Below are 22,273 nucleotides of genomic sequence, written 5' to 3'. Positions count from 1 at the left end.
GCATTGCCAGAGTGGCCGCCATGACTCAGCGCACCACTTTGATCACCGGCGCAACCCAGGGCATGGGCCGCGCTCTCGCACTCGACCTGGTCTCGCGCGGCGGCACCGTCCTGCTGCACGGCCGGGATCGCACTCGTCTGGAGGCCGTGGCAGCCGAGGCGCGGGCCGCCGCCCGCGGCACCACCATCCGTACGTACCTCGCCGACCTGTCCGACCTGGACCAGGTGCATGCGATGGCCGACCGGATCCGTGCGGTGGAACCGCACCTCGACGGCCTCATCCACAACGCGGTGGCGGGCGGCGGAGCCGAACCCCTCACACGCGAGCTGAGCCGCCAGGGCCATGAACTCCGCTTCGCCGTGAACCACCTCGCCCCCTATGCCCTCACCCGCGATCTGCTGCCGCTGCTCACCGCCTCGGCTCCCGCCCGAGTGATCAACGTCGCCTCGATCGGTCAGGAGACCATCGACTTCGACAACGTCATGCTGGAGCGGGACTACGAGGGCCTGCGCGCCTACTGCAGAAGCAAGTTGGCCATGATCATGGCGACGTTTGAGCTGGCCGCGGAACTGGACGGCACCGGAGTCACGGTGAACACCCTCCACCCGGCCCACCTGATGGACACGAACGGCGTCCGCGCGTACGGCCTCACCCCCGTCACCGGCACGGACGAGGGCGTCCGGCCGACCGTGCGCCTCCTTCTCGACCCGGAACTCGCCACCACCACGGGCCGTTACTTCGACCAGTTCACGGATGCGCGCGCGCATGAGCAGGCGTACGACGCCGAGGCCCGTGAGCGCCTGATCAAGCTGACACACAGCCTGATCGGATAAGGCCCCCGCCCTCACGTACCGCGGTCGAGCCTTCTCGCGGCCAGGCATCGCCTGGTCCGTCACGTGTCAGAACGGTCGTCGCAGCCAAGAGTCGAGAGCCGCGTAGTCGGCATCCGTGAGACCGAGGCGGGGATCGACTCGATGAAGCAGCGCGGGCCCCTGGTGGTGGGCGGCGACCCAGGCCCGATCGGTGTCGGTGATCTCGTCGTCGACCCAGGCGAACGGGCGCCCTGCCGCCCATGTGACGAGCGGCCGGGTCTTCCAGTGCAGTCCGGCGCGTTCGTCCTGGTCGTCGATGTCCGACGGCTCCGGCCAGGTCACCACGGCCAGCTGCGGCAGGCCGATGCGAGGGGAGATGAGCTCGTTCGCGTCAGCCATCCATGTCGTTGCCCACACCACCTCGCACGGGAGCGCCGCCAGCCGGAGTCCGTGCTCGGGATTGATCCTGGTCAGGAGCGGATGCGCGCCGGCTCCATGCGTCCCACTGCCTGTCGCATACGTCGGATACCGCGGCGGCTCCGCGCCGAAGGGGATGAGTGGTCCGTCGACATCGAGAAAGAGCAGCGGACGCTGCGCGGTGCCAGTCACGGAAGGACGATAGCGACCTGGCCGGTGGGCTCAGCCAGTCGTGGCCGTACGCGGCATCAGTTCCGCACGCCGCAAGGCCCTGCTCATGGCCTGGAGGTCCGGGGGGCTTCCGTCGCAAGGGGCGACGTGGGACTCCAGCAGCTCCGGAGTCAGCCGGTATCCCTCGGCGTGATCCATGAGGATGTCCGCGGCCGGGCCGTCGTCCGGGACGTTGTCGGCCAGCAGCCACAAGGCCTTCTCCCGGTCGGCGAAGCGGCTCATCCCGCAGTCGAGGCCGTCGTCGCCGAGGTCGTCCGGGTTCGGGGCGCGGGCCCAGGAACCGTTCTCGTACCAGTAGACGCAGCCCAGTTCGTTCCCCGCGAGCCTGTCGCGCAGTTCTTCGTACGGGAGCCAGTCGGGGCCGCCGGCCAGCATGTCGACCGGCGGTTCATGCCACTTGACGTCACTCGACTCGTCCTCGCCGAAGAGCACGTACCGGCCGGCACCGATCCGGGAGAACGTCCACCAGGTGCAGCCGCTGTCGTCGAGATGGAGCCCCTCGTCGTCGATCCAGCAGCCGGTCCGGTAGCTCGTGCTCTCCTCTGCTTCGGTGGTCGCCTCCACGACGGCGACCAGCGCCCACCGCGCCCACAGCACCTCCGGGGACGGCAGGTCTCCCGGCAGTCCCGGCCTTTGAATCGACATCTGCGCTCCGGTTCGTCCGTCGGTCACGAGCAAGCGGTTGGTCGGCGGCCGTCAGCCTACGACGAGACAGAAGGGATGCCCGACCGGGTCGGTGAGGACCCGCCACTTCTCCTCACGCGGCTGCTGATCCGGTTTTCCCGCGCCCAGTTCCAGGAGCGTGGCCCTCAGCCGCGTCCAGGTCCTCGACTTCGAAGCAGATGTGGAGCTGCTGGGGGACGACTTGGTCGGGCCAGGTCGGGGGCCGGTAGTCGTCGACCCGTTGGAAGCCGAGGAGGAATCCGTCCTCACGGTTGAGGCCGGCGAAGTCGGCGTTCGACTTCGGGTTGGGCTCGAGACCCGTGGCCTGCCGATAGAACGCCGCCAGCGCGAGCGGATCGGGGCAGTCGAGTGTGATCGCGCTCAACTTCATCTGTAGGGGCATGGTGCCCACCCTAATCGGGTCCGTACGCCTGTGACCTGCCGTATTCCATCCGGGTGGGCGGCCGGTGCAGCGGGCCGGACCGTCACCACCGTGACGGGGTCAGCGCGAAGCCCTCGCCCTCCCGGCGGACTTCCACCGCGCCGCTGCCGCCGAAGTGGGCGGGCACGACCAGTTCCCTTTCGGCGGCGGCCCGTTCGAGGATCCGGCGTCGGCTGGCCGCCGCTCCTCGGGCGTCCAGGCAGAAGCAGCTGTTGCACGAGGGGTCGAGGACCTGGACGGGGCTGTGCAGAAGGTCGCCGACGAAGACCGCCCGGTCCGTTCCGGACGCCAGACGCAGCACGCAGGAGCCCGGTGTATGGCCCGGCGCCGGTTCCAGGGTGAGGCGGGCGTCGATGCGGTGGGCGCCCTCCCAGACCACGGACTGGCCGGCACGGTGCACGGGCGCGACGCTGTCCTCATAGACCAGCCGGTCGTCCTCCTGACGTCCCTTCGCGTACGCGTTGTCCGAGCCGAAGTGGAAGTCGTCGGCGGCCGGGATGAGGTACTGGGCGTTGGGGAACGCGGGAACCCACTCCCCCTCGACGCCGATGGTGTTCCAGCCGACGTGATCGGCGTGGAGATGGGTGTTGACCACGATGTCGACGTCCTCCGGCTGGATGCCGGCCCGGGCCAGGAGGCCGAGGAAATCGCCCTGCCGGTGGTGGAACTGCGGTGAGCCGGGGCGCTCGCGCCCGTTGCCCACCCCGGTGTCGACGAGCACGGTCCGTCCACCGCTGCGCAGCACCCAGGTCTGCAGCGCCATCACCGCCTGGTCGCTCTCCGGCTCCCAGTGGTCCGGCGCCAGCCACTCCTCGTTCGCCTTCCACACGTCCGCTCCGGACTCAGGGACGAGGGCGCGGGCGGGCGCGAACGCGCCCTGCCACTCCACGATCCGGATGACTTCGACGTCTCCCAGCAGCATGCCCTGAGGGCTCTCACTCTTCATGCCTCCGACCCTAGGAAGAGTCGATGAGCCTCTCAATGCTCGTGCTGCTCCACCGAATACGCAGGCGTCTCATGTCCGAGGAGGTCGATACGCTGCGGCGGTGGATGTAGTGAGCGACGCGATCGCGGCCGTACGCATCGGGCAGCCCTCCTCCGAACGGATACGGGTGGGCGGGACGTGGTGCACACGACTCGCCCCCTATGAGGGTGCGGGCTTCCACGTGGTCCTGGAGGGGGCCTGCTGGCTGCTGCCCGACGGCGGCGCGCCCGTCCAACTCGGCGTAGGGGACGCGGTACTGCTGCCGCACGGCACGGGACATGTGATCGCCGATTCCCCCGCCGACGCGGCGACGGTGGCCCGGGCGGTGTCCTTCGAACGGTGGGTCGACGCGGGCATGCCCCGCCACTCGTGCGCATCTTCGGACCCGGGCCCGGGGACGGGCGGTCAGGTGGAGATGCTGTGCGGCAAGTACCGCCTCGACCGCAGCCGGGCGCACCCCCTCATGGCGGAGCTGCCCCATGTCGTCCACCTGCCGAACCGCGTCGGCAGCAACGCCGAGTTGCGTGCCGCGATCGACCTGCTCGGCAGCGAGGTGGGGGCGCACCGGCCCGGCTCCGGTGTCGCCGTCCCGAGCCTGGTCGACCTTCTGCTCGTCTACATGATCCGGTCATGGGTCGCCCAGGACACCACGGGCGCGTGGCCGGCCGTGCTCGGCGACCCGGTCACCGCAGCCGCGGTGCGCGCGTTGCACTCGGATCCGGCCGCCCCGTGGACGAACGATCGCCTGGCAGCCGAGGCCGGGGTCTCCAGGCCAACTCTGGCCCGCCGCTTCACCGCCCTCGTCGGCCGCCCGCCGATGGCCTACCTCACCTGGTGGCGACTGACCTTGGCCGCCACCATGCTCCGCGACACCCAGGCGTCACTGGCCGTCATCGCGCGCCGCGTCGGGTACGGAACGCCGTACGCCCTCTCCCACGCCTTCAGCCGCGAGTTCGGTACCACCCCAGGACGCTTTCGAGCGCAGACGACGACCGACTAGAACACACGGTCCCAGCCCTGATCTCGCGATACCTGATCTCCCGATGTCTGGTCTCGCCGAGCACTGCGTCAGGGCCTGGCCAGGAATCCGGCGAGGGCGTCACGGCTGCGCCGGAGGTCGTCGATCCGATCGTCCGTCGCCGCCAGTTCTCGGTCCAGGATCGCCCGTACGTCCACGCACCAGTCGAACTCGGGGAGTTCGCCCCGGGCGCACGGCAGCACCGCCCGGATGACGTCCGTGGACAGGCCCGCGTGCAGCAGCGCACGAACCTGCCGCACGACGACGACGGAGTCCTCGTCGTACTCGCGGTACCCGTTCGGCCCGCGGCGGGCTTCGAGGAGCCCTTGCTCCCCGTAGTACCGCAGCAGCCGCGCGCTGACCCCGGTCCGCCGGGACAACTCCCCGATCAGCATGTGCCCTGCCCCATACCCGCCCGACCTCGCCATCGACACACTTCTTCGACTCTCCGCCCAACGCCCAGCCAGGGGGCGGGCATTCCCTTCGACGTATGAGGCCCGTGCTTGGATGACCTCCAGCGTGGTCGCGGATCGGCTGCTCGCGTGTTCCGGCCGCGGCGTCGCGGCTACGACGAGGGGAGGTCGTCATGGAGAGGCGCTGCGTCGTTCTCGACATCGGTGGCGTGCTGGAGTTCACCCCGGACACGGGCTGGGTGGGCCGGTGGGAACAGCTGCTCGGGCTGTCGGCGGGCACAGTGAACCAGCGGTTGGGGGCGGTCTGGCAGGCGGGGAGCGTGGGGACGGTGAGCGAGGGCGACGTACGGGAGCGGGTCGCGGTCGCGCTTCGACTCGACACGTCGCAGGTCGACGCGTTCATGGCCGATCTGTGGGATGAATACCTGGGGACGCCCAACGAGGAACTGATCACCTATGTGCGTGGTCTGCGCCGGCACTGCGCCCTCGGCATCCTGAGCAACAGCTTCGTAGGTGCTCGGGAGCGCGAGACCGCGCTGTACGGCTTCGACGCGTTGGTGGACGAGATCGTCTACTCCCACGAGATCGGGATCTGCAAGCCGGACCCGCGGGCGTTCGAGGTGACGTGCGAGCGGCTTGAAGTACGCCCGGAGGACTGTCTCTTCATCGACGACGTCTCCGTCAACGTCGAGGCCGCCCGTGCCGCTGGTATGCAGGGCCATCTCTTCGAGGACAACGCGCGCACCGTCGCCCGGATCGCGAGCCATCTGGGTACGGAACCTTCGTACGCTCCCTCGCGCCGCTGAGCGTGGGGCGTCCCGGCGGCTGACGGCGAGGCCGCGTGTCTTCGCGGCAGGGCAGACAGGGTCCGTTGTCGGCGCCTGGCCGGGGTGCCGGGCGGGACCGGCCCGGTGGAGATTCAGCAGGTGCGGCGGACGTGGCCCGGTTTGCCGGCCGGGCGTACGTCCGGGTCCCGCAGGACGATGGAGAGCGTGTCGCCCCAGGTCGCGCAGGCCGCGTCGAGGCCCGACGGCTCGTACTCGATGACGAGCACGCGGTTGTCGAAGGCGGTGGCGTACGGGCCGCACTCCTCGTACTGGCCGCACTCCTCGGCGACCGCGAAGTCGAAGCCGAGGCTTCGACCCCGCTGGGCGAGATCCGCGGCGTTCTTCTGGCCGATGGCGAGGCCGGCCTTGTGGGCGCGGGCCACGAGGAGGCGGGCGAAGGCGAGGTCGTGCTCGGCCGTGAGGCGGCCCTCGGACCGTTCGTACGAATCGAGGTTGTCCGCCTCGACCGCCTGGTAGCCGTCGGTGGCGCAGCCGTCGATCCACTCGCCGACGATCGCGGCGAGCCGCTCGCGCTTGTCCGCCGTGGAGACGTCCAGGAGGGCCTCGCCCCAGTCCTTGTCCATGACGAGGCCACCGGTGGGGTTGCGGAGGAGGAGGTCGGGGTGGTTGGCCTGCCACCAGTCGGTGGCGTCCGGCTGGGTCTGGAAGGCGTTGACGTAGCAGATGCTGTAGAGGCCGGTCGCTGGCTTCACCGTACGGTCGCGGGAGACCGCGCCCACGCCGGCAGGAGGTGGGTAGGGCCCGCCGATCTGGTAATCGAAGCCGATGTGGGGTTCGGGCGGCACCACCTTTCCCGACGGCGGCCGGGAAGAGGGGGCGGAGTCGCCGGTGTCCTGCCGGCCACCCGACGAGGTGCATCCGATCGCCGTCGCCGCGAGGACGCCGGCCAGGATCAGGGCGGACAGGGCGCGGCGGACGGGGCGCGGGATGCGGGCGATCACGGTGCGGGGCTCCTGGTCGACGGGAGGCTTGGGGCGCGGCCGCCCGGCAGGGGACGGTTGACGGCTGTGGTGCCGTGCCAGGCATACCGTACGGCCGCGCACGCCGTCGTCAGTGCCGGCCCCTGCCGAGGCAGGGGCCGCCTCTCATCGACACGCTCGCCGCCGTCCGCCCGTACGGGACTCCGCGCGGCACCGGACGACTGTCTACGACGCTTCGACGGCCGCCTTGATGCGGCCGCCGAACGCGTCGGCGTCCTTGCGGGCGGCGGCGAGCGCGAAGCCGACCAGGAGCTTGCCGAGGCCGTGGCCCTCCAGCACGTTGAAGATCCGGACCCGGGTGCCGCCGCCCGGCAGGGGTTCGAGGTCGTAACCCCCCTCGGACGCGGTCACGATGTTCTTGGACACCTCCGCCCAGCGGATCCGGCGCGGTGCGTCGAACTCGGTGATGCGGAACTCGCGCGCCGTCTTCATGCCGGCGTCCTTCACCGTGCTCCGGAACACCGTTCCCACGCCGGTCGGAGCGTCCGGGACGCGCTCGATCCGCTGCACCCGGGGGCTGAACTTGGGGTCGTTGCGCCCGTCGGCGAGGAACGCGAAGACCTCGTCAATGGGACGGTCGACATCCGTCGTCGCCTCGAACTGTCCGGACATCGGCCCGCTCCTTGATCTTGTGCCGTCGTGAGGGCGAGCGTACGGGGCGGGGCCGTGGCCCGCGCGCCGGCTCGCGCCGTACGGATGACAGGCCGACGGCTGGATGACGGGCCGGCGGTCTCGGCCGTGCCGGTGGGGCGTTCCGTAGCTTCAGCTCCAGCGGATCCGCGGTGGGCGGACCGCGGCGCACAGCGGGAGCCCGCAGGAGTCCGTCAGCCCGAGCCGTCCTTCGGCGGCGCCGCGTGCGACGGCCTGTGCCGGGAGGTCGTCGAGGAAGAGTTTCGCCCGGCGGAACATGGTGAACGCCGCGCCCGAGGGCTGCTCGCCCCACGTCAGGTAGAGGAACCGCGCCCCGCGCCGTCCGTGGACGTGCGGGCCGCGGAAGTCGAGGACGTCGTTCGGGGCGCCCTCGTGGGTGCCGACGGTCTCGACGGTGAACTCCCACACCACCTCGGGCGCGTCGCCCGGCACGGCCCCCTCCGGCTCGCGCCCGCGCTGCACCGCGACGTGGACGTCCCGGTATCCGCCGCATTCGCGCCCCGGCAGGTCGTGGCCGATGATCCGCAGGAAGAGCTCCGCCATGCCCGATCCGCTCCTTGGCCACCGTCGCGCGTCGACGTCCGGGGCCCCATCGTAGGGCGCTCCACGGCGTCGGCGAACGGTGAAGGCTCGCTGCCGCATACGGGGGAGAAGCGGCAGCGAGCCTCCACCGACAACAATAGCGGTTGATCATTCAACTGGAAAATTGGGCCTGTGGAGCAGGGGCAGCAGCCCGCCCCTGTCAGAGCGAGGCGAGCGGTTCCGCCTCGTAGGCGCGGTGGAGGAGGTCCACGAAGGTCGGTGCCTCCGGGAGCGGCACCGAGCCGATGCGGTGCACCGCGACGCCGGGCGTCCAGGAGTTCATGACCACTCCCCCGGCCAGGCCCGGCAGGTCGGCCATCGTGATCTCCCGGCGTCGCTGAGGCACCCCGAGGCGCTCCAGCTGCCGTGCGACGACGGCCATCGTGGTCCCGCCCAGCATCTCGGCCACGGGCCACACCACCGAGGCCCCGTCCCAGAAGGCCAGGTTCCAGATCGACCCCTCACTGATCCGGCCCCGGCGGTCGACGAACGCGGCGTCGTCGAAGCCGTCGCCGACGGCGCGGCGGAGCGCGTACGTCTTGGCCACCTCACCGACGTGCTTCACACCCGGGAGGAACCGCTCGTACGGGACCGCCGCCAGCGCCAGCGGACCCGCGGGGCCGGCCGCGGCCGGTCCGGTACGTACGAGCAGTTCGGGCTCCTCGTCCGCGTCGGCCACGGTGAACTCGCCCGCCGGTGAGTACACCGTGGCCACCAGCGAGAGATCGGCCGGACCGGCCTCCCGCGCCGCCGTCCGGAGCCAGGCACGCACGCGGTCGTCGGGCAGTGCCCGGCCGAAGAGCTCCACCGAGGCGTGCCGCAGCCGCTCCAGATGGAGGTCGAGGCCGCGGACCCCGCCGCCGCGGACCTGCATGGCGGTGAAGTGGGCGTAGCCCGCGAAGGCGAGCGACGCGAGCTCCTCGGCGGTCGCCGTCCGGCCGTTTCGTTGGACAACGAAGGTGGTCATGCTGTCGCTCCTGCGGTGTGGAATCGGGTGGCGCGAAGGACGCGCTTGGGTCGTGAGAGGTCGTTCGGGGAGCGACGCTAGGGCTTCACATCGATGAGAAGGTCAAGCCCGCCCGACGCGGCTGGCAGGATCAGCTTGTGGATCGACCTTCGATCACTTTGAGCAGAATCGAGCCCGCGGACTGGCGAGCCGTCCATTCCTGGGCTTCCCTCCCCCAGGTCTGCCGCTTCCAGACCTGGGGGCCGAACACCGAGGAGCAGACGCGCGCGTTCGTGGCGACTGCGGTGGAGGCCTGGGCGCACTCACCTCAGCAGCGGTTCGCCTATGCGGCGCGTGTCGCGTGCGACGTTGTCGGCATGGGTGAGCTTCACGTCCGGAGCCGACGGCAACGGCAGGGCGAGATCACCTACGCCGTGCATCCGCGAGTGTGGGGGCAGGGCGTCGGAACGGCGATCGGCGAGGAGTTGCTGACGCGAGGTTTCGAGGATCTCGGGCTCCACCGCATGTACGCCACCTGTGACCCGCGGAATCTGGGGTCGGCACGGGTCCTCGGCAAGCTCGGCATGACACGGGAAGGACGGCAACGTCACACCGCGCTGATCCGGGACGGTTGGCGAGACTCCGACTTGTTCAGCATTCTCGAAGACGAGTGGCGCGAGGTCGTCCCGGCATCTGGACCACCCAGGTGACGGGTTCGACGGCGGCCGCGCATGCGCTCGCCGCCGGGCTGCTGCCGGAGTGACCTGCGCGGCCTGCGGTCTCCCGGCGGGTTGCCGCCGCGTTGGGTTTCGAGGAACTCGGTGCCCAACTCTCCATCCAGATCGGCTAGGACGTGGGTGAGTGCCGGTCTCGGCACGTGCTCAGGAGTGTCGCGACGGTGGAGCCGTGAACGTGACGTCCGAGGCGGGAGACGTGACGTCGGCCTGCCTGCTCAGCGCCCACGACGCGACCCTCGAGACCGTGGCGGCCGGGATCTCGGCGCTGATGCCCGGTGCCGCCGGGATGTCGTGGGTCGCATGGGCGTCGTACGGAAGGACGACCCGATAGCCCAGGGCCAGGGCCGTGCGGGCCGTCGCCTGGACGCACATCTCCGACATCAGGCCGCACACGGCCAGCGCCCGCACGCCCGATCCGGTCAACAGGCCTCCCAGCGGCGTCCCTTCGAAGCTGTCGTCCCTGAGCTTGCGGATCACGACCTCCGTGGGGCCGGGGTCGACGGGGTGGTGGAGTTCCCAGCCGGGTGTGTGGGGCTCGTCGTCCGCCCCGGCCGACCCGTCGTTCTGCACATGGACGACGAGCGCTCCACTCCGTCGGGCCCGTGCGATCAGGTCCGCCGTCCGCTCCAGGAGGCGGTCGGCCCGCGGTACGGCCGTTTCGCCGGAGACGGAGGCCGCCTGTATGTCCACAACGAGCAGTGCTTCTACGGGATTCACACGCTGGATCATGCCGTCATCATGGCCGTCGAAGCGGGTCCCCTCCACAGGAAATTCCCTGGCGATCCCTGCCCGCTGCGGCATGATGGCGGTCATGAGCGAAGCCGTGAACGACTGGGTGACCCTGTTCAGCTTCGAGAACGTCCCCGGCTGCCCGCGGCCGGAGCGGCTGATGGCGGTTTGACTGCGTGACCGCGGGATCGACTGGTGTCCGTTCGACGGCGCCGACATCAGGATCGACGTCATGTGCGGCGTGCGTGCGGACGGGCGGTGGCACGGCACGATCGCGGTGAACGTCCGCGCCGAGGTGCTGCGACGGTTCGGGCTCCATCCTGATCAGCCGACGTCGGCCGCGGCCGACCCGTTGCCACCGAGCTGGTGGGGGCCATGGGCACGCTGAACAGCGGTGGCACCGCCCCGCGCGCGCCGTGTCGAGGAGCCGCGGGACCGGCTGAAGAGCTGATCCACCCGTCCCGTCGACGTCTCCCTGGGGCCTGATCCGCGAGCGCAGGTGGCCAGTCGACATTCCCATCCGTCACATGCGTATCGACTCCGGCGTTTTGGCCATCGCGCCGCCGGACGTCGGTCCGCTCGCCGCAAGGGTGGATGCACTCCACATCCGACGCCGGGCTTGCCCCTGCGCGGAATCCGCTCCGGCTCAAACACACGTGTTCGATATCTGTGCGTTCGTCGTTGACCCGGTGACCCACGCCGAAGAGGCACCGACGACCGTGCAGGAGACATCAGTTGACCTCATCCGAGACCACGGACACGCAGGCGGCGACGGACCGGGCGACACCCGCGCCGCCGCCACCGCCGCCGCCCGCCGAGATCACCTACTCCGGGGAATACTCCGTGAACCCCCTCGGCAACGTCACCTTCCGGGCGATGTGCGCCCGGCTCCCCGCCGTGCTGCGGCGCATCGCCGCGATGTCCTGGGCCGTGGACCGCCGGGCCGTTCTGCTGCTCCTGGCCTGCCAGCTCGTCACGGGCGTGGCGGCCGCCGTGCTGCTGAGTGCCACGGCCGGCGCCATGGGCCCGATCCTGGCTGGCGGGGCTGTCGTCGAACGGCTTCGGGACGCTCTGCCCGCGCTGCTCGTCGTGGCCGGTGCCTCGGCCGTCGCCCGCGGCGCGGGGGCCCTCGCCACGTACGCGGAGCGACGGATCACGCCCAGGCTGACGACGGTGACGGATTCCGCTCTGGTGGAGGCGGTCTGCCGTGTCGAGGCGTCGGCCTACGCGGTGGACGGGTTCGCCGACCGGCAGGAGGCGGCGGAGATGGGGGTGATCCGTACGCATGTGATGGTCACCGACGCCCAGCGCTTCATGTCCGCCCTGATCAGGATGGTCACCGCGGCCGGGGTGCTGTCGGTGCTCAACGTGCTGATGCTGCCTCTGCTCCTGCTCGCGGTGCTGCCGGCCGGCGCGGGCGCGGTGCTCACCGCGCGCGTCGACTACGAGGTCCACTACGCCAACATCGCCGACCGCAACGTGCGGGGCATGATGCGCTGGTGGTCGACGACCCCCAAGTACGCCGACGAGGTCCGCGCCAACGGCATGACCGGCTACCTGCTGTTCTGGTACCGGTCGCTCTCCGAGCGGGTCGACCGGCGCACTCTCGGTGCCGCTCCTCGGACGCTGCGCATCGCGCTCCTGTCCTCGCTCGCCGGCGGGGTGTTCCTCGTCGCCACCTGGGCGGCCCTCGCCTGGCTCGCCGTCACGGGCCGGATCGCGCTCGCCGTCGCCGCCACGGCCGTCGTCGCCGTCCAGACGACGCTGGCCGCGCTGTCGCAGGTGGTCGTCAACGGGGCAGCGGTCTTCCACACCAGCCTCTATCTGAGCGACATGCAGGCGTTTCTCGACGACGCCGCGCGTCGGGCGCCCCGGCGCGGGGAACTCGCCCTCGCCGCGCCGGTGGAGGAGATCCGGCTGGAGGAGGTGACCTACCGGTACCCGGGGAAGGAGAAGCCGGCCGTGGACGGCCTCTCGCTGACGCTTCGGCGAGGGGAGATCCTCGCGATCGTCGGGGTGAACGGCTCCGGCAAGAGCACCCTGACCCGCCTGATCACCGGGATCTACCTGGCCGACAAGGGCCGGGTGACCTGGAACGGCTCGGACCTCGCCACCGTCGACCCGGCGAGCGTCTGGGACCGCACCGGCCTCGTCCCGCAGATCTTCGCGCAGTGGCCCCTGCGCGTACGCGAGAACGTGACGCTGGGCCGGCCCCGTACGACCGACGACGGGCCGGTGTGGGAGGCGGTCGACGCGGTCGGCATGAGAGAGGCCGTGGAGGGCCTGCCGAAGGGCCTCGACACCCTGCTCGCCCGGGAGGTGTTCGGAGGCGTGGAGCTGTCCGGCGGCCAGTGGCAGCGTCTCGCCTGTTCCCGTGCGCTGTACCGGCGCCCGGACCTGCTGATCCTCGACGAGCCCACTTCGCAGATGGACCCGCGCGGGGAGCACGGCATCTTCGAGGGCATCAAGGCCATCGCCGCGGACCGCATCACGATCGTGGTGACCCACCGGCTGGAGAACACCCGGATCGCCGATCGCATCATCTGCATGGAGGGCGGCCGGATCACCGAGCAGGGCGGCTACGACGACCTCGTGCACGCCGGTGGACTCTTCGCCGAGCTGCTCGCCCTCTCCCAGGACCGCTGAGAGCTTCACCTCGTGCGGGAGGGCGCCGGCCGGCGGATCGCGGGCCGGCGTCCTCCCGCGCGAAACCTCCTCTGGCCTGCGAGGACTCCTAGGTGATCCCCCGCACACACCGGCCGGTACGTGCCCTGCCGCGTGCTAGCGTCCGCGAGCGTGACCTCCGCCCTCGGCGGGCCGCCCGGGCCCGCGTTCCCTACGGGCCCGGCCGGGCCCTGCCCGTACGGTCGGGCAATCGACGCCTCTCCCGTTCCGTCGATCGAGGCGCTCGGGGCTCTCGATCTGTTCGGCGAGGGTTTCGTCCGCGACCCGTACCCCTGGCTCGACGTTCTTCGGGCGGATGCCCCGGTCCATCACGATCCCGCCACCGGGCTGTGGCTGGTCAGCCGATACGACGACATCCGGCGGGTGCTGCTGGATCCAGCGGTGTTCCGGCCTGACAACGCGCAGCACGCGATCACGCCGCTGGGCGTGCCCGCCCTTCGGGTGCTCGCCAGGGCCGGTTTCCGCGTCCGTCCCGCGCTTGCCAACAACGGGAGCCCGAGCCACCCGGGACTCCGCCGGGTGGTCACCCGGTTCTTCAACGCCCAGCGGGTCGCGGCGGCGGTGCCGGTGATCGAACGGGTCGCCGGCGAGCTGCTCGACACCGTGGGGAGCGAGATCGACGCCGTCGGCGGCAGCGACCTCTTCGGCGCGTTCGCCCACACCCTGCCCTGCCGGGTCATGATGGAGCTGCTCGGCATCGACGGTCTGGACACCACGACGCTGGTCCGGTGGAGCGATGCCTCGCTGGAGCTGTTCTGGGGGCGTCCGACGGCCGAGCGGCAGCTAGAACTCGCCGCTCTCGTGGCCGAGTTCCACCAGTGGTTGACGACGGTCGTGAGCGACCGGACGGCGCCGGCGGACAGTTTCGTCGGAGCGCTGGTCCGGCACCGTCTGCCCGACGGAGAACTGCTGGACCTGCAGACCGCGGTCGGCGCGTGCTTCTTCGTCTTCGTCGCCGGGCAGTCGACGACCGGCCAGCTCATCGCCACCGTCCTGCGCGGCGCGCTCGCCGAGCCGGGCGTCTGGCCGCGGGTGGCGCAGGAGGAGGGACTGGCGCGCGCGTGGGTGGAGGAGGTGCTCCGCCGTGAGCCGCCGGTCACCACCTGGCGCCGTGTCACCGAGCGGCCGGTGGAGCTGGGCGGGGTACGGCTCCCCGCCGGCGCCGAGCTGCTGCTGATGCTCATGGGCAGCGGCTCCGACCCCGAGGTCTTCACCGCCCCGGAGGGGATGCGCCCCCACCGTGCCAACTCACGTCACCATCTGGCGTTCGGCGTGGGCCGCCACCGCTGCCCGGGGGCGTCGTTGGCTCGTACGGAGGCGGCTGTCGCCCTCCGCGCGGCGGCCGGCCGCTTCCCCACGCTTCACCTCACCCCCGAAGCCCCTCCCCCGCCCGTCCTCGACCTGCTCTCGTTCCGGGCCCCGCTCGAGGTCCGCGTCTCGCCTTGAGAGGCGTTCCGCCGTGAGAGGCCATCCCGCCGTGAGAGGCGTTCCCGCCGTGAGAGGCGTTCCCGCCGTGCGGGGCGTTCCCGCCGCGCTGTGAGTGCGTGCCCAGCCGTGCCCGCCTCCACGGCACGGGTGTCCCGTGGGGGCGGGTCGGTGGCTACCGAGAGCCGCGGTGGTCACTTTCGCCAGAACAGGTGGTGCGTCACGCCGCTCGGGCTGGGCACGACGTCGAGGTGGAAGCGGTCGAGCAGCTCATCGGGTGACTCCCAGAGCCGTACACCGGATCCGAGCTTCACCTTCGAGACCGCCACATGCATGGTGTCGACGAGGTCGGCGTCGAGGAACTCCCTGATGGTGGTGGCCCCGCCGCCGAGTCGGACGTCCTTCCCCTGCGCCGCTTCACGCGCCTGTTCGAGGACGTCGGCCGGGTCTCCGTCGACGAAATGGAACGTGGTGTCGGAGAGCGTGAACGACGGACGCTTGTGGTGGGTCATCACGAACACGGGGGTGTGGAACGGAGGCTCGTCGCCCCACCAGCCGCGCCAGTCGTGGTCGAGCCACGGCCCGCGCTGGGGACCGAATTTGTTGCGGCCCATGATCTCGGCGCCGATGTTGCGTGCGAAGTCACGCGTGAAGTAGTCGTCGAGACCGCGGCTCCCCCCGGGGTCGGTGCGCATCGGCCAGCTCGCCGTGGCGCCGGCCCAGGCGAACAGCTCCCCGGGATCGGCGTGACCGAAAGGTCTTTCCAGGCTCTGGTGCTCGCCGGCACCGAATCCGTCACTCGAGACGCTGAAGTTCTGGACTCTCAGCAGCTGACCCATGTGCTTCCTCCTGCACTGTCGATGACGGTGAGACTGCCGGCGCCGGGAAAACTCATCGCCGCGGCCGTGCACCCGACCGACTCTGCCCACTCCCACCCCGCGAAGGCGACAACCAACACGGCGGACCTCCCGGCCGGCAGGGCCCGGGAGTGTCCGGTGGATGTCAGGCGGGCAGCCGGGCGCACCGGCGGCACGCGCGGGCGGAGGGCGCCGTCAGGGCGTGCGACGCCGCCGTGAGCGCGCAGGCCAAGGCGATCAGGGGCCAGTTCGCGGCCATGAGCGCGGCCACGGCGAGCGTCAGCGTGGCCAGGGCCATGGCGATGCTCGCGGTGGTACCGGTCCACGCGACGACCAGGGGCAGCCGGCGCGGGGTGGGCAGTCGGCGGGCGAGGGTGCCGGAGGCTGCCAGCGTGGCCGCGGCGAGGAGTGCGGCGGCCCCCGCGACCCCGGCCAGATGGACCGCGAGGAGCTGCCCGGTTCCGGTGCCGCTGCTGAAGAGCGTGTACCAGCAGGCGATGAGGAAGGGGGCGGTGAGGACGACGGACCGGGCGGTGTGCCGGGCCTGCGCGACGGTCAGTTCGCGCTGGCAGCCGGCCGCGAGTTCGTCGGGGGTCCCGAACTCCCGCACCGCCTGCCGGACGGCCTCGTCGTAGGGCGTTCCCTCGCGGGTGTACGCCTCCGCGGTGTCGGCGAGCCCGTCACGCATCTCCTCGACCAGGCGCGCCTTGGCCCGGGCCGGGCCGTGCAGGGCGCCTGCCAGGTCCTCGGCGTACGCCTCCACGGGGTCGTCCGGGCGGCCGGCGGCGATGCTCACGTGGCGGGCCGGGGCGAGGCGGCGGGATTCAGGACCGAGCCGATAGCCGTCGTGAACTCGCGCCAGGCCGTTCGCTCGCTCGCCAGTGAGCTCCGGCCGGCGTCGGTGAGCTCGTAGCAGCGCCGGCGGCGCTCGCCGACCGACTCCCAGCTGCTGCTCAGCAGTCCGATCCGCTCCAGCCGGTTGAGCGCCGGATAGATCGTGCCCGTCCGCAGGTCGAGCACGCCTCCGCTGCGCTGCTGGACCGCGGTGATGATCGCGTAACCGTGCAGCGGCCCTTGCTCCAGCACGGCCAGCAGGAGTCCGTCCAGGTGCCCTCGCACCGCATCCGCCCTCATAGGTAGGCAGCCTACTCAATGAAGACGTAGGCATGCTATCTATTGGCAGCCAACATATTGAGACCGGCCGGAAGGGCCCTCAGTGACCAAGCTGCTGCTGTCCATACACGTACTCGCGGCGATCCTGGTGGTCGGACCGATCGCCGTGGCCGCCTCGCTCTTCCCGCGCTACGCGCGGCAGGCCGCGTCCGGCGGCGGGGACGCCGCCGATCGGACCCGTGACGCCTCCGTCGCCGCGGTCCTGCACCGGATCTGCCGCGGATACGCCGTCGCCGGGGTCGCCGTTCCGGTCTTCGGAATCGCGACCGCCCTCCAGCTCGGCGTCCTCACCGACGCATGGCTGATCACGTCGCTGGCGCTCACGGCGGTGGCCGCGGCCGTTCTCGTACTGGCGATCCTGCCCCGCCAGCGGCGGATGCTCGCGGGAGGACCGGACACGGACACGACCGACGACGGCGCGCCGCAGGCGCTCGCGGCGCGGCTGGCCATGCTCACCGGGGTCTTCAATCTCCTCTGGGCGATCGTCGTCGTCCTCATGATCGTCCGGCCCGGCTCGACGACGGGGGCGTGACGACCGTGCGTATCCTGCGGATCGCCGCCGGCGCCGAAGCGGCCTCCCTCGTGGTCCTGCTGGCCAACCTGCTCACCACGCACACGCCTGCCGTCTCGAGCCTGGTCGGCCCGCTCCATGGCACCGCCTACCTCGTCGTCATCGCGGCCACCTGGCAGGTCTCCGACGCCTCCATGTCAGGAGCCCGTTGGGCCGCCGCCGTTCCGGGGGTGGGCGGGCTGCTCGCTGTCCGGCGGCTGGGGCGCGGGGGTACGTGAAGCGGGTGGTCGCCCGTTCCCTTCGCCTACGGCCTCCAGGAGCCGGGCGACCAGGGGGTTGTCGTCGTCGCGACGCCAGGCGGCAGCGACCCGGGTGCGCCCGGGCCGGAAGGTGGTGGTCCCGCATGGTGTTGGCTGAGGGGCGACACGTGTCCAGCCCGTACGAGGAGTCGTCATGCCCGCCGCCGAACAGCCGCCCACGCCGCACCGCCCCCACCGCAACGTCCAGCCGCCGACCGCGCAGGCCTCGCTCGGTGCGGGCGTGGTGGTGACCGACGAGGCCGGTCGGGTCCTTCTCGGTCTGCATCCCACGGGCGCGTGGGAGCTGCCGGGCGGCAAGGTGGACCCCGGCGAGTCCATCGAGGAGGCGGCGGTCCGTGAACTCGCCGAGGAAACCACGCTCGTGGCCGCCGCCGACGACGTCGAGGTCGTCGGGATCCTGCTCGACGCGCTCACGTCGAAGGACCTCACCCGGATGACCGCGGTGGCGGTCGTACGTACCTTCCGCGGCACCCCGGCCGTGGCGGAGCCGGACAAGATCCGGCGCTGGGAGTGGACCTCGCTCGACCGTCTCCCCCAGCCGCTGTTCGCGCCGTCCGCCCAGGCGCTGAAGACCTGGCGTCCGGAACTGCCCATCGAGAACGGTCCGTTCCACCGCTACCCCGTCGTGCGGTCACGTTGAGCAGCTCGCCCCGATGCCGAGCCGCCGCCTCACACCAGCGCTATAGTCAACGAGTTGAATAGACGAGGTGTTGGGTGCATCGCGGAGGAGCAAGGCGCTTATGTACAACGGCCCGTACACGCGTTACGTCGCCCTGGGCGACAGTCAGACCGAAGGTCTCGGGGACGGCGACGACGTCACCGGACTGCGCGGCTGCGCCGACCGGCTCGCGGAGCTGATCGCCGACAGCAGCCCCGGGCTGACCTACGCCAACCTGGCCGTGCGGGGGCGGCTGGCCGGGCAGGTGCGGGCCGAGCAGCTCGGGCCGGCTCTGGCGCTGCGCCCGGATGTGGCGACCGTCGTCGCGGGGATGAACGATCTGCTCCGGCCCCGCTTCGACGCCGACGAGGTGGCGGGTCATCTGGAGGCGATGTTCGCCGAACTCACCGCCCAGGGCGCGAAGGTGGCCACCGTCACCTTCCCGGACGCCGCGCGGATCATTCCGCTCGCCCGGCCCGTCTCCGGCCGCGTCATCGCTCTCAACGCCCGCATCCGGGAGGCGGCCGGCCGGCACGGCGTGGCCGTGGCCGAGACGTATCCCCATCCCGTCGTCACCGATGCCCGCCTGTGGAGTCCGGACCGCCTGCACGCCAGTCCGCTGGGGCACGAGCGCATCGCCGCGGCGGTCGCCGACGCCCTGGAGCTGCCCGGCAGCAGCGACGCATGGACCCGTCCGCTCCCGGACCGGCCGAGCACTCCGGCGGCGGGAATGCGGGCGGTCCTCGGCGAACTCGGATGGGCCGCGGCCTTTCTGGGCCCGTGGGTCGGCCGGCGCCTGCGCGGCCGATCCTCCGGGGACGGCCGTACGGCCAAGCGCCCCGAGCCGGCGCCGGTCCGGTCCTGGGTGGCGTGATCTCCCCGCCGTCGAGGCCGGCCGTACGGCTCCCCGGTCCATGGCGGAGCCGTACGGCGAATCCGGCCGATCCTGGATCGTGGGTCAGGAGCCCTGGCGGTCGCCCTGGTCGGCCTTCGCGGCCTTCTCGGCCTGCTTCTCCTTGATCCGCACCGCTTCCTTGCGGACCTCGGCCTGGGTGGCGCGCTCCTTCTGGAGCCACTCCGGGGCGTCCTGCTTCAGCGCCTCGATCTGCTCGGTCGTGAGGGCGTCGGTGATGCCGCCCCGCGCGAGGCCGGAGATGGAGATGCCGAGCTTCGCGGCGATCACGGGGCGGGGGTGCGGCCCGTTGCGCCGCAGCTCGCGGAGCCACTCGGGGGGATCGGTCTGCAGGGCGTTCAGCTCGGTGCGCGAGACGACACCCTCCCGGAACTCGGCGGGGGTGGCCTCGAGGTACACACCCAGCTTCTTCGCCGCGGTCGCGGGCTTCATCGTCTGGGTGGTCTGGTGCGACGTCATGGTGTCAAGGGTATCGAGCGTGTGAGCTACCTCTGACCACGACCGGTAACCTGGCGGGGTGACTGGCCAGGAAGTACCCCCCTCGTTCCGGCTCGCCTACGTCCCGGGAGTGACGCCCACGAAGTGGGTGCGGATCTGGAACGAGCGGCTGCCCGATGTTCCGCTGACCCTCGTCCAGGTGCCGGCCGACGAAGCCTGCGCCCTGCTGCGGGGCGGTGACGCGGACGCGGGTCTGGTGCGGCTGCCGGTCGACGACACGGACCTCAGCGCCATCCCCCTCTACACCGAGACGACCGTCGTCGTGATCCCCAAGGACCACGTCGTGGCGGCGGTCGAGGAGGTGTCCCCCGAGGATCTGGCCGAGGAGATCGTGCTGCATCCGCTCGACGACACCCTCGACTGGGAGCGCCCGCCGGGCCTGCCGGCGCTCGAGCGCCCGGCCACGACGGCTGACGCGATCGAGCTGGTGGCGGCCGGGGTGGGGCTGCTCGTCGTCCCCCAGTCGCTGGCGCGTCTGCACCACCGCAAGGACCTCACGTACCGCCCGGTGACGGACACCCCCGAATCGCGTGTCGCCCTGTCGTGGCCGCAGGACGAGACGACGGATCTGGTGGAGCAGTTCATCGGGATCGTCCGTGGGCGGACCGTCAACAGCACCCGTGGCCGGCCCGCGACCCCGCCGCAGCCGAAGGGCAAGCGTCCGGAGAAGACCGGCAGGCCGGCGGGCAAGAGCCCGCGGAGCGGTTCGAGCGGCTCCGGCGGTTCTGGGCGATCGGGCGGTTCTGGGCGTTCCGGCGGCTCCGGCGCTTCCGGCCGTTCCGGCGGCGCGAAGGGCACGAAGGGTGCCAAGGGCGCGAAGAACGTCAAGCGCGGCAAGCCCCGCGGCAGGGCGTAGCGGCCGTCTCCGCCGCTACGACCAGGGCTCATAGGCGTATGCCTATCGGTCTCATGGTGATCAGGTCTTGGACAGTGGCGCGGGCCTGCTGATCTTCTGGCGGCATGAGCGACGACACGAACAAAAACCAGCGGACCGGTCACGGCTACGCGCGGCGATCGATGCTGCGCGGCGCCGCGCTCGGCGCGGCCTTACCGCTGCTGCCGGCCGCGGCCCATGCCCGTGACCTCACCCCCGACCACGCACCGGCCCCGGCCCCCGACCCGGGTTCCGCGTCGCTGCGCTGGCTCGGCACGGCCGGCTGGCGGATCGACGTGGGCAGCCGGACGGTGCTCTTCGACCCCTATCTGACCCGCTTCAGGACGGGCCTCTTCGAGAAGGCCTTCGATCCGGCCACGAAGATCGCGGAGACCGACGCCGGGTTGGTACGGGAGTTCGCCGGGAGCCCCGAGCTCATCCTGGTCAGCCACTCCCACTGGGACCACATCGCCGACGTGCCGTACATCGCCAAGGCCACCGGCGCCCGCGTCGTAGGCACCGAGACCACGTTCCATCTGCTGGTCGCCTTCGGCGTCGATCCGCTGCAGATCTCCGTGGTCAAGGGCGGAGAGGTGCTGGACTTCGGCGATGGCCTCACGGTGGAGGTGGTGGCGAGCCTCCACAGCCGCAACAAGAAGCACTCCTACTTCGCCCCGGGCACCCTCACGGCGCCGCCCGCGACCGCCCCTGCCACCATCTCCGACCTGCCCGAGGGAGACACCCTCGCCTTCCAGGTCACGACCGGCGCCCGCGGTCCCGCCCTGTTCCTCATGGGTGCCAGCGACGTCGCCGAACGGCAGGCCGAGGGGCTGCGCCCCGACGTGGCGATGGTCGCGGTCCCCTCCAGCTCCTCGACCCACCGCTACGTGCCCCGGTTGCTGCGGGCCCTGGGCAGTCCCGGCGTGGTCGTCCCCGTCCACTGGGACCACTTCGAGACGCCGCTGCGCGGTCCCGTACGCCCCGACCCCACGATGGACCTGGCAGGGGTGATCGCCCAGGTCCGCCGGGACTCACCCGGCAGTCGCATCGTCGTCCCGGACTACCGGACGGTCTACGGCGCGGACATGCGGCCCCGCGCCTGACCGTCAGGTGCGGCGGACCAGGAGGTAGGCGCGGCGGGTGTCGGCCTCGTGGGCGTAGTGGGTGCGTTCCATCCGCATCTCCACGGCGAAGCCCACCTCCTCGAGGAGAGCGGCGATCTGGGCGGGATCGTGGAAGTGGAAGTCGACGTCAACGTCGTGTCCCCACCATTCGTCCAGGTGTCGTGTCTCCTGGCCCACGTGGAAGGCCAGCAGGAGCAGGCCGGAGGGGCGCAGCGAGCGCCGCGTCTCCTCGAAGGCCGCGCGCAGTTCCCCCGGGGCCAGGTGGATGATCGAGTAGAACGCGACCGCAGCCCCGAACTCGCCGTCATCGGCGGGGAGTTCGAGCAGGTCGCCCTCCCTGAACTCCACCTCGGGAAAGCGTCGGCGGCCGGCCGCGATCATGCCGGCGGACAGGTCGATGCCGACGCTCTTCGCGCCGTGCCCGGCGAGCCACGCGGCGACGTGCCCGGGTCCGCAGCCCAGATCGGCGACGGCCGTTCCCGACCCCGACTGTTCCAGGAGCGAGGTGAGCAGGGCGCGGTCCAGCGGCTTGCCCGCCAGCTCCTCGTGCAGCCGGCGCGCGTACTCCTCGGCCACGGTGTCGTAGCTGTGCCGGACGGAGACGTGGATGTGTGATTCCCCCATGGGGAACAGCATCCCACGCCTGATCCCACGCCTGTTGGGAACGTCGTCGCCCCCGGCCGGGGAGGCCGGCACGGCCCTCACGGCCGACAACAAGCTCGGTGGCTACGTGATGTGGGCGATGCAGAACACCCACATGGTCGCGATGATCCGCAACTCC

Annotated in this window: 26 protein-coding genes and 1 pseudogene; 12 read left to right on the top strand and 15 right to left on the bottom strand. The window is 71.4% G+C overall.

Going from position 1 to position 22,273, the window contains the following annotated elements:
- Positions 1 to 20 precede the first annotated feature (20 nt).
- Entirely contained in the window at positions 21 to 833 is an 813-nt protein-coding gene (locus ABZ939_RS30495; RefSeq protein ID WP_361862195.1) for an SDR family NAD(P)-dependent oxidoreductase, read from the top strand.
- 66 nt (positions 834 to 899) lie between these two features.
- Here the strand turns inward: ABZ939_RS30495 and ABZ939_RS30490 are convergent, their stop codons facing one another.
- The 4 genes and pseudogenes from ABZ939_RS30490 to ABZ939_RS30475 form a co-directional block, all read right to left on the bottom strand.
- Positions 900 to 1,421, bottom strand: a complete 522-nt coding sequence (locus tag ABZ939_RS30490; RefSeq protein WP_361862192.1) for an HAD domain-containing protein — start codon at positions 1,419 to 1,421, stop codon at positions 900 to 902.
- A gap of 30 nt (positions 1,422 to 1,451) precedes the next feature.
- The gene (locus ABZ939_RS30485) at positions 1,452 to 2,105 is read right to left on the bottom strand and encodes a hypothetical protein (protein WP_361862189.1); all 654 of its coding nucleotides are present in this window, start codon (positions 2,103 to 2,105) and stop codon (positions 1,452 to 1,454) included.
- Between the two features lie 51 nt (positions 2,106 to 2,156).
- Positions 2,157 to 2,526, bottom strand: a pseudogene (locus ABZ939_RS30480) (VOC family protein).
- Between the two features lie 82 nt (positions 2,527 to 2,608).
- A complete protein-coding gene (locus tag ABZ939_RS30475; protein ID WP_361862187.1) occupies positions 2,609 to 3,511 on the bottom strand; it encodes an MBL fold metallo-hydrolase in 903 nt (300 codons plus the stop codon).
- 100 nt (positions 3,512 to 3,611) lie between these two features.
- On the opposite strand from ABZ939_RS30475, the gene ABZ939_RS30470 reads away from it, so the two are divergent.
- On the top strand, positions 3,612 to 4,550 hold the full coding sequence (locus tag ABZ939_RS30470) for an AraC family transcriptional regulator (protein ID WP_361862184.1): 939 nt from the start codon (positions 3,612 to 3,614) through the stop codon (positions 4,548 to 4,550).
- 68 nt (positions 4,551 to 4,618) lie between these two features.
- On the opposite strand, the gene ABZ939_RS30465 is transcribed toward ABZ939_RS30470, so the two are convergent.
- A complete protein-coding gene (locus ABZ939_RS30465) occupies positions 4,619 to 4,963 on the bottom strand; it encodes a MerR family transcriptional regulator (protein ID WP_361862181.1) in 345 nt (114 codons plus the stop codon).
- Between the two features lie 191 nt (positions 4,964 to 5,154).
- Between ABZ939_RS30465 and ABZ939_RS30460 the strand changes: the two genes are divergently transcribed.
- On the top strand, positions 5,155 to 5,787 hold the full coding sequence (locus tag ABZ939_RS30460) for an HAD family phosphatase (protein ID WP_361862177.1): 633 nt from the start codon (positions 5,155 to 5,157) through the stop codon (positions 5,785 to 5,787).
- 113 nt (positions 5,788 to 5,900) lie between these two features.
- Here the strand turns inward: ABZ939_RS30460 and ABZ939_RS30455 are convergent, their stop codons facing one another.
- The 4 genes from ABZ939_RS30455 to ABZ939_RS30440 form a co-directional block, all read right to left on the bottom strand.
- The gene (locus tag ABZ939_RS30455) at positions 5,901 to 6,770 is read right to left on the bottom strand and encodes an endo alpha-1,4 polygalactosaminidase (RefSeq protein WP_361862175.1); all 870 of its coding nucleotides are present in this window, start codon (positions 6,768 to 6,770) and stop codon (positions 5,901 to 5,903) included.
- Between the two features lie 204 nt (positions 6,771 to 6,974).
- Positions 6,975 to 7,421, bottom strand: coding sequence for an SRPBCC family protein (locus ABZ939_RS30450; RefSeq protein WP_361862173.1), 447 nt, complete (start codon positions 7,419 to 7,421; stop codon positions 6,975 to 6,977).
- Positions 7,422 to 7,571: 150 nt separating this feature from the next.
- Entirely contained in the window at positions 7,572 to 8,003 is a 432-nt protein-coding gene (locus ABZ939_RS30445; RefSeq protein ID WP_361862170.1) for a DUF5990 family protein, read from the bottom strand.
- 199 nt (positions 8,004 to 8,202) lie between these two features.
- Positions 8,203 to 9,009, bottom strand: coding sequence for an aminotransferase class IV family protein (locus ABZ939_RS30440; protein WP_361862168.1), 807 nt, complete (start codon positions 9,007 to 9,009; stop codon positions 8,203 to 8,205).
- Positions 9,010 to 9,146: 137 nt separating this feature from the next.
- Here ABZ939_RS30440 and ABZ939_RS30435 point away from each other — a divergent pair, with 137 nt between their 5' ends.
- On the top strand, positions 9,147 to 9,698 hold the full coding sequence (locus ABZ939_RS30435; RefSeq protein WP_361862165.1) for a GNAT family protein: 552 nt from the start codon (positions 9,147 to 9,149) through the stop codon (positions 9,696 to 9,698).
- Positions 9,699 to 9,869: 171 nt separating this feature from the next.
- Here ABZ939_RS30435 and ABZ939_RS30430 read toward each other — a convergent pair whose 3' ends face one another.
- Positions 9,870 to 10,454, bottom strand: a complete 585-nt coding sequence (locus tag ABZ939_RS30430) for a cysteine hydrolase family protein (protein WP_361862162.1) — start codon at positions 10,452 to 10,454, stop codon at positions 9,870 to 9,872.
- Positions 10,455 to 11,330: 876 nt separating this feature from the next.
- Here ABZ939_RS30430 and ABZ939_RS30425 point away from each other — a divergent pair.
- The gene (locus ABZ939_RS30425) at positions 11,331 to 13,100 is read left to right on the top strand and encodes an ATP-binding cassette domain-containing protein (protein WP_361862384.1); all 1,770 of its coding nucleotides are present in this window, start codon (positions 11,331 to 11,333) and stop codon (positions 13,098 to 13,100) included.
- Between the two features lie 150 nt (positions 13,101 to 13,250).
- Positions 13,251 to 14,585 carry a cytochrome P450 gene (locus ABZ939_RS30420; RefSeq protein ID WP_361862159.1) on the top strand — a complete coding sequence of 445 codons (1,335 nt, stop codon included), beginning with the start codon at positions 13,251 to 13,253 and terminating at the stop codon, positions 14,583 to 14,585.
- A 173-nt stretch (positions 14,586 to 14,758) separates the two neighbouring features.
- Here the strand turns inward: ABZ939_RS30420 and ABZ939_RS30415 are convergent, their stop codons facing one another.
- From ABZ939_RS30415 to ABZ939_RS30405, 3 genes are all read right to left on the bottom strand, one after another.
- The gene (locus ABZ939_RS30415) at positions 14,759 to 15,403 is read right to left on the bottom strand and encodes a dihydrofolate reductase family protein (protein ID WP_361862156.1); all 645 of its coding nucleotides are present in this window, start codon (positions 15,401 to 15,403) and stop codon (positions 14,759 to 14,761) included.
- A 163-nt stretch (positions 15,404 to 15,566) separates the two neighbouring features.
- Positions 15,567 to 16,211, bottom strand: a complete 645-nt coding sequence (locus ABZ939_RS30410; RefSeq protein WP_361862382.1) for a permease prefix domain 1-containing protein — start codon at positions 16,209 to 16,211, stop codon at positions 15,567 to 15,569.
- Between the two features lie 2 nt (positions 16,212 to 16,213).
- Positions 16,214 to 16,555: a helix-turn-helix transcriptional regulator gene (locus tag ABZ939_RS30405; RefSeq protein WP_361862153.1), complete on the bottom strand. Its 342-nt coding sequence runs from the start codon at positions 16,553 to 16,555 to the stop codon at positions 16,214 to 16,216.
- 82 nt (positions 16,556 to 16,637) lie between these two features.
- Between ABZ939_RS30405 and ABZ939_RS30400 the strand changes: the two genes are divergently transcribed.
- The 4 genes from ABZ939_RS30400 (at position 16,638) to ABZ939_RS30385 (ending at position 18,957) form a co-directional block, all read left to right on the top strand.
- Positions 16,638 to 17,126 (top strand): DUF2269 family protein, encoded by a 489-nt coding sequence (locus tag ABZ939_RS30400; RefSeq protein WP_361862151.1) that lies wholly within the window; start codon positions 16,638 to 16,640, stop codon positions 17,124 to 17,126.
- The gene (locus ABZ939_RS30395) at positions 17,123 to 17,383 is read left to right on the top strand and encodes a DUF3817 domain-containing protein (protein WP_361862148.1); all 261 of its coding nucleotides are present in this window, start codon (positions 17,123 to 17,125) and stop codon (positions 17,381 to 17,383) included. Before ABZ939_RS30400 ends, ABZ939_RS30395 begins: the two co-directional genes overlap by 4 nt.
- 175 nt (positions 17,384 to 17,558) lie before the next feature.
- Positions 17,559 to 18,065 carry an NUDIX hydrolase gene (locus tag ABZ939_RS30390; protein ID WP_361862146.1) on the top strand — a complete coding sequence of 169 codons (507 nt, stop codon included), beginning with the start codon at positions 17,559 to 17,561 and terminating at the stop codon, positions 18,063 to 18,065.
- A 100-nt stretch (positions 18,066 to 18,165) separates the two neighbouring features.
- The gene (locus tag ABZ939_RS30385; RefSeq protein ID WP_361862143.1) at positions 18,166 to 18,957 is read left to right on the top strand and encodes an SGNH/GDSL hydrolase family protein; all 792 of its coding nucleotides are present in this window, start codon (positions 18,166 to 18,168) and stop codon (positions 18,955 to 18,957) included.
- 84 nt (positions 18,958 to 19,041) lie between these two features.
- On the opposite strand, the gene ABZ939_RS30380 is transcribed toward ABZ939_RS30385, so the two are convergent.
- Positions 19,042 to 19,455 carry a DUF5997 family protein gene (locus ABZ939_RS30380; RefSeq protein ID WP_361862140.1) on the bottom strand — a complete coding sequence of 138 codons (414 nt, stop codon included), beginning with the start codon at positions 19,453 to 19,455 and terminating at the stop codon, positions 19,042 to 19,044.
- Between the two features lie 58 nt (positions 19,456 to 19,513).
- On the opposite strand from ABZ939_RS30380, the gene ABZ939_RS30375 reads away from it, so the two are divergent.
- Together ABZ939_RS30375 and ABZ939_RS30370 are read left to right on the top strand one after the other, a co-directional pair.
- A complete protein-coding gene (locus ABZ939_RS30375) occupies positions 19,514 to 20,350 on the top strand; it encodes a LysR family substrate-binding domain-containing protein (protein ID WP_361862137.1) in 837 nt (278 codons plus the stop codon).
- A 104-nt stretch (positions 20,351 to 20,454) separates the two neighbouring features.
- Positions 20,455 to 21,471 carry an MBL fold metallo-hydrolase gene (locus ABZ939_RS30370; RefSeq protein WP_361862134.1) on the top strand — a complete coding sequence of 339 codons (1,017 nt, stop codon included), beginning with the start codon at positions 20,455 to 20,457 and terminating at the stop codon, positions 21,469 to 21,471.
- Between the two features lie 3 nt (positions 21,472 to 21,474).
- On the opposite strand, the gene ABZ939_RS30365 is transcribed toward ABZ939_RS30370, so the two are convergent.
- Positions 21,475 to 22,116: a methyltransferase domain-containing protein gene (locus tag ABZ939_RS30365; RefSeq protein WP_361862131.1), complete on the bottom strand. Its 642-nt coding sequence runs from the start codon at positions 22,114 to 22,116 to the stop codon at positions 21,475 to 21,477.
- Positions 22,117 to 22,273 lie beyond the last annotated feature (157 nt).

The organism is Streptomyces sp. NPDC046712, assembly GCF_040645695.1.
Taxonomy (GTDB): domain Bacteria; phylum Actinomycetota; class Actinomycetes; order Streptomycetales; family Streptomycetaceae; genus Streptomyces.
Note: the sequence above shows the minus strand (reverse complement) of the source record. Positions and strands in the feature narration are given on the sequence as shown.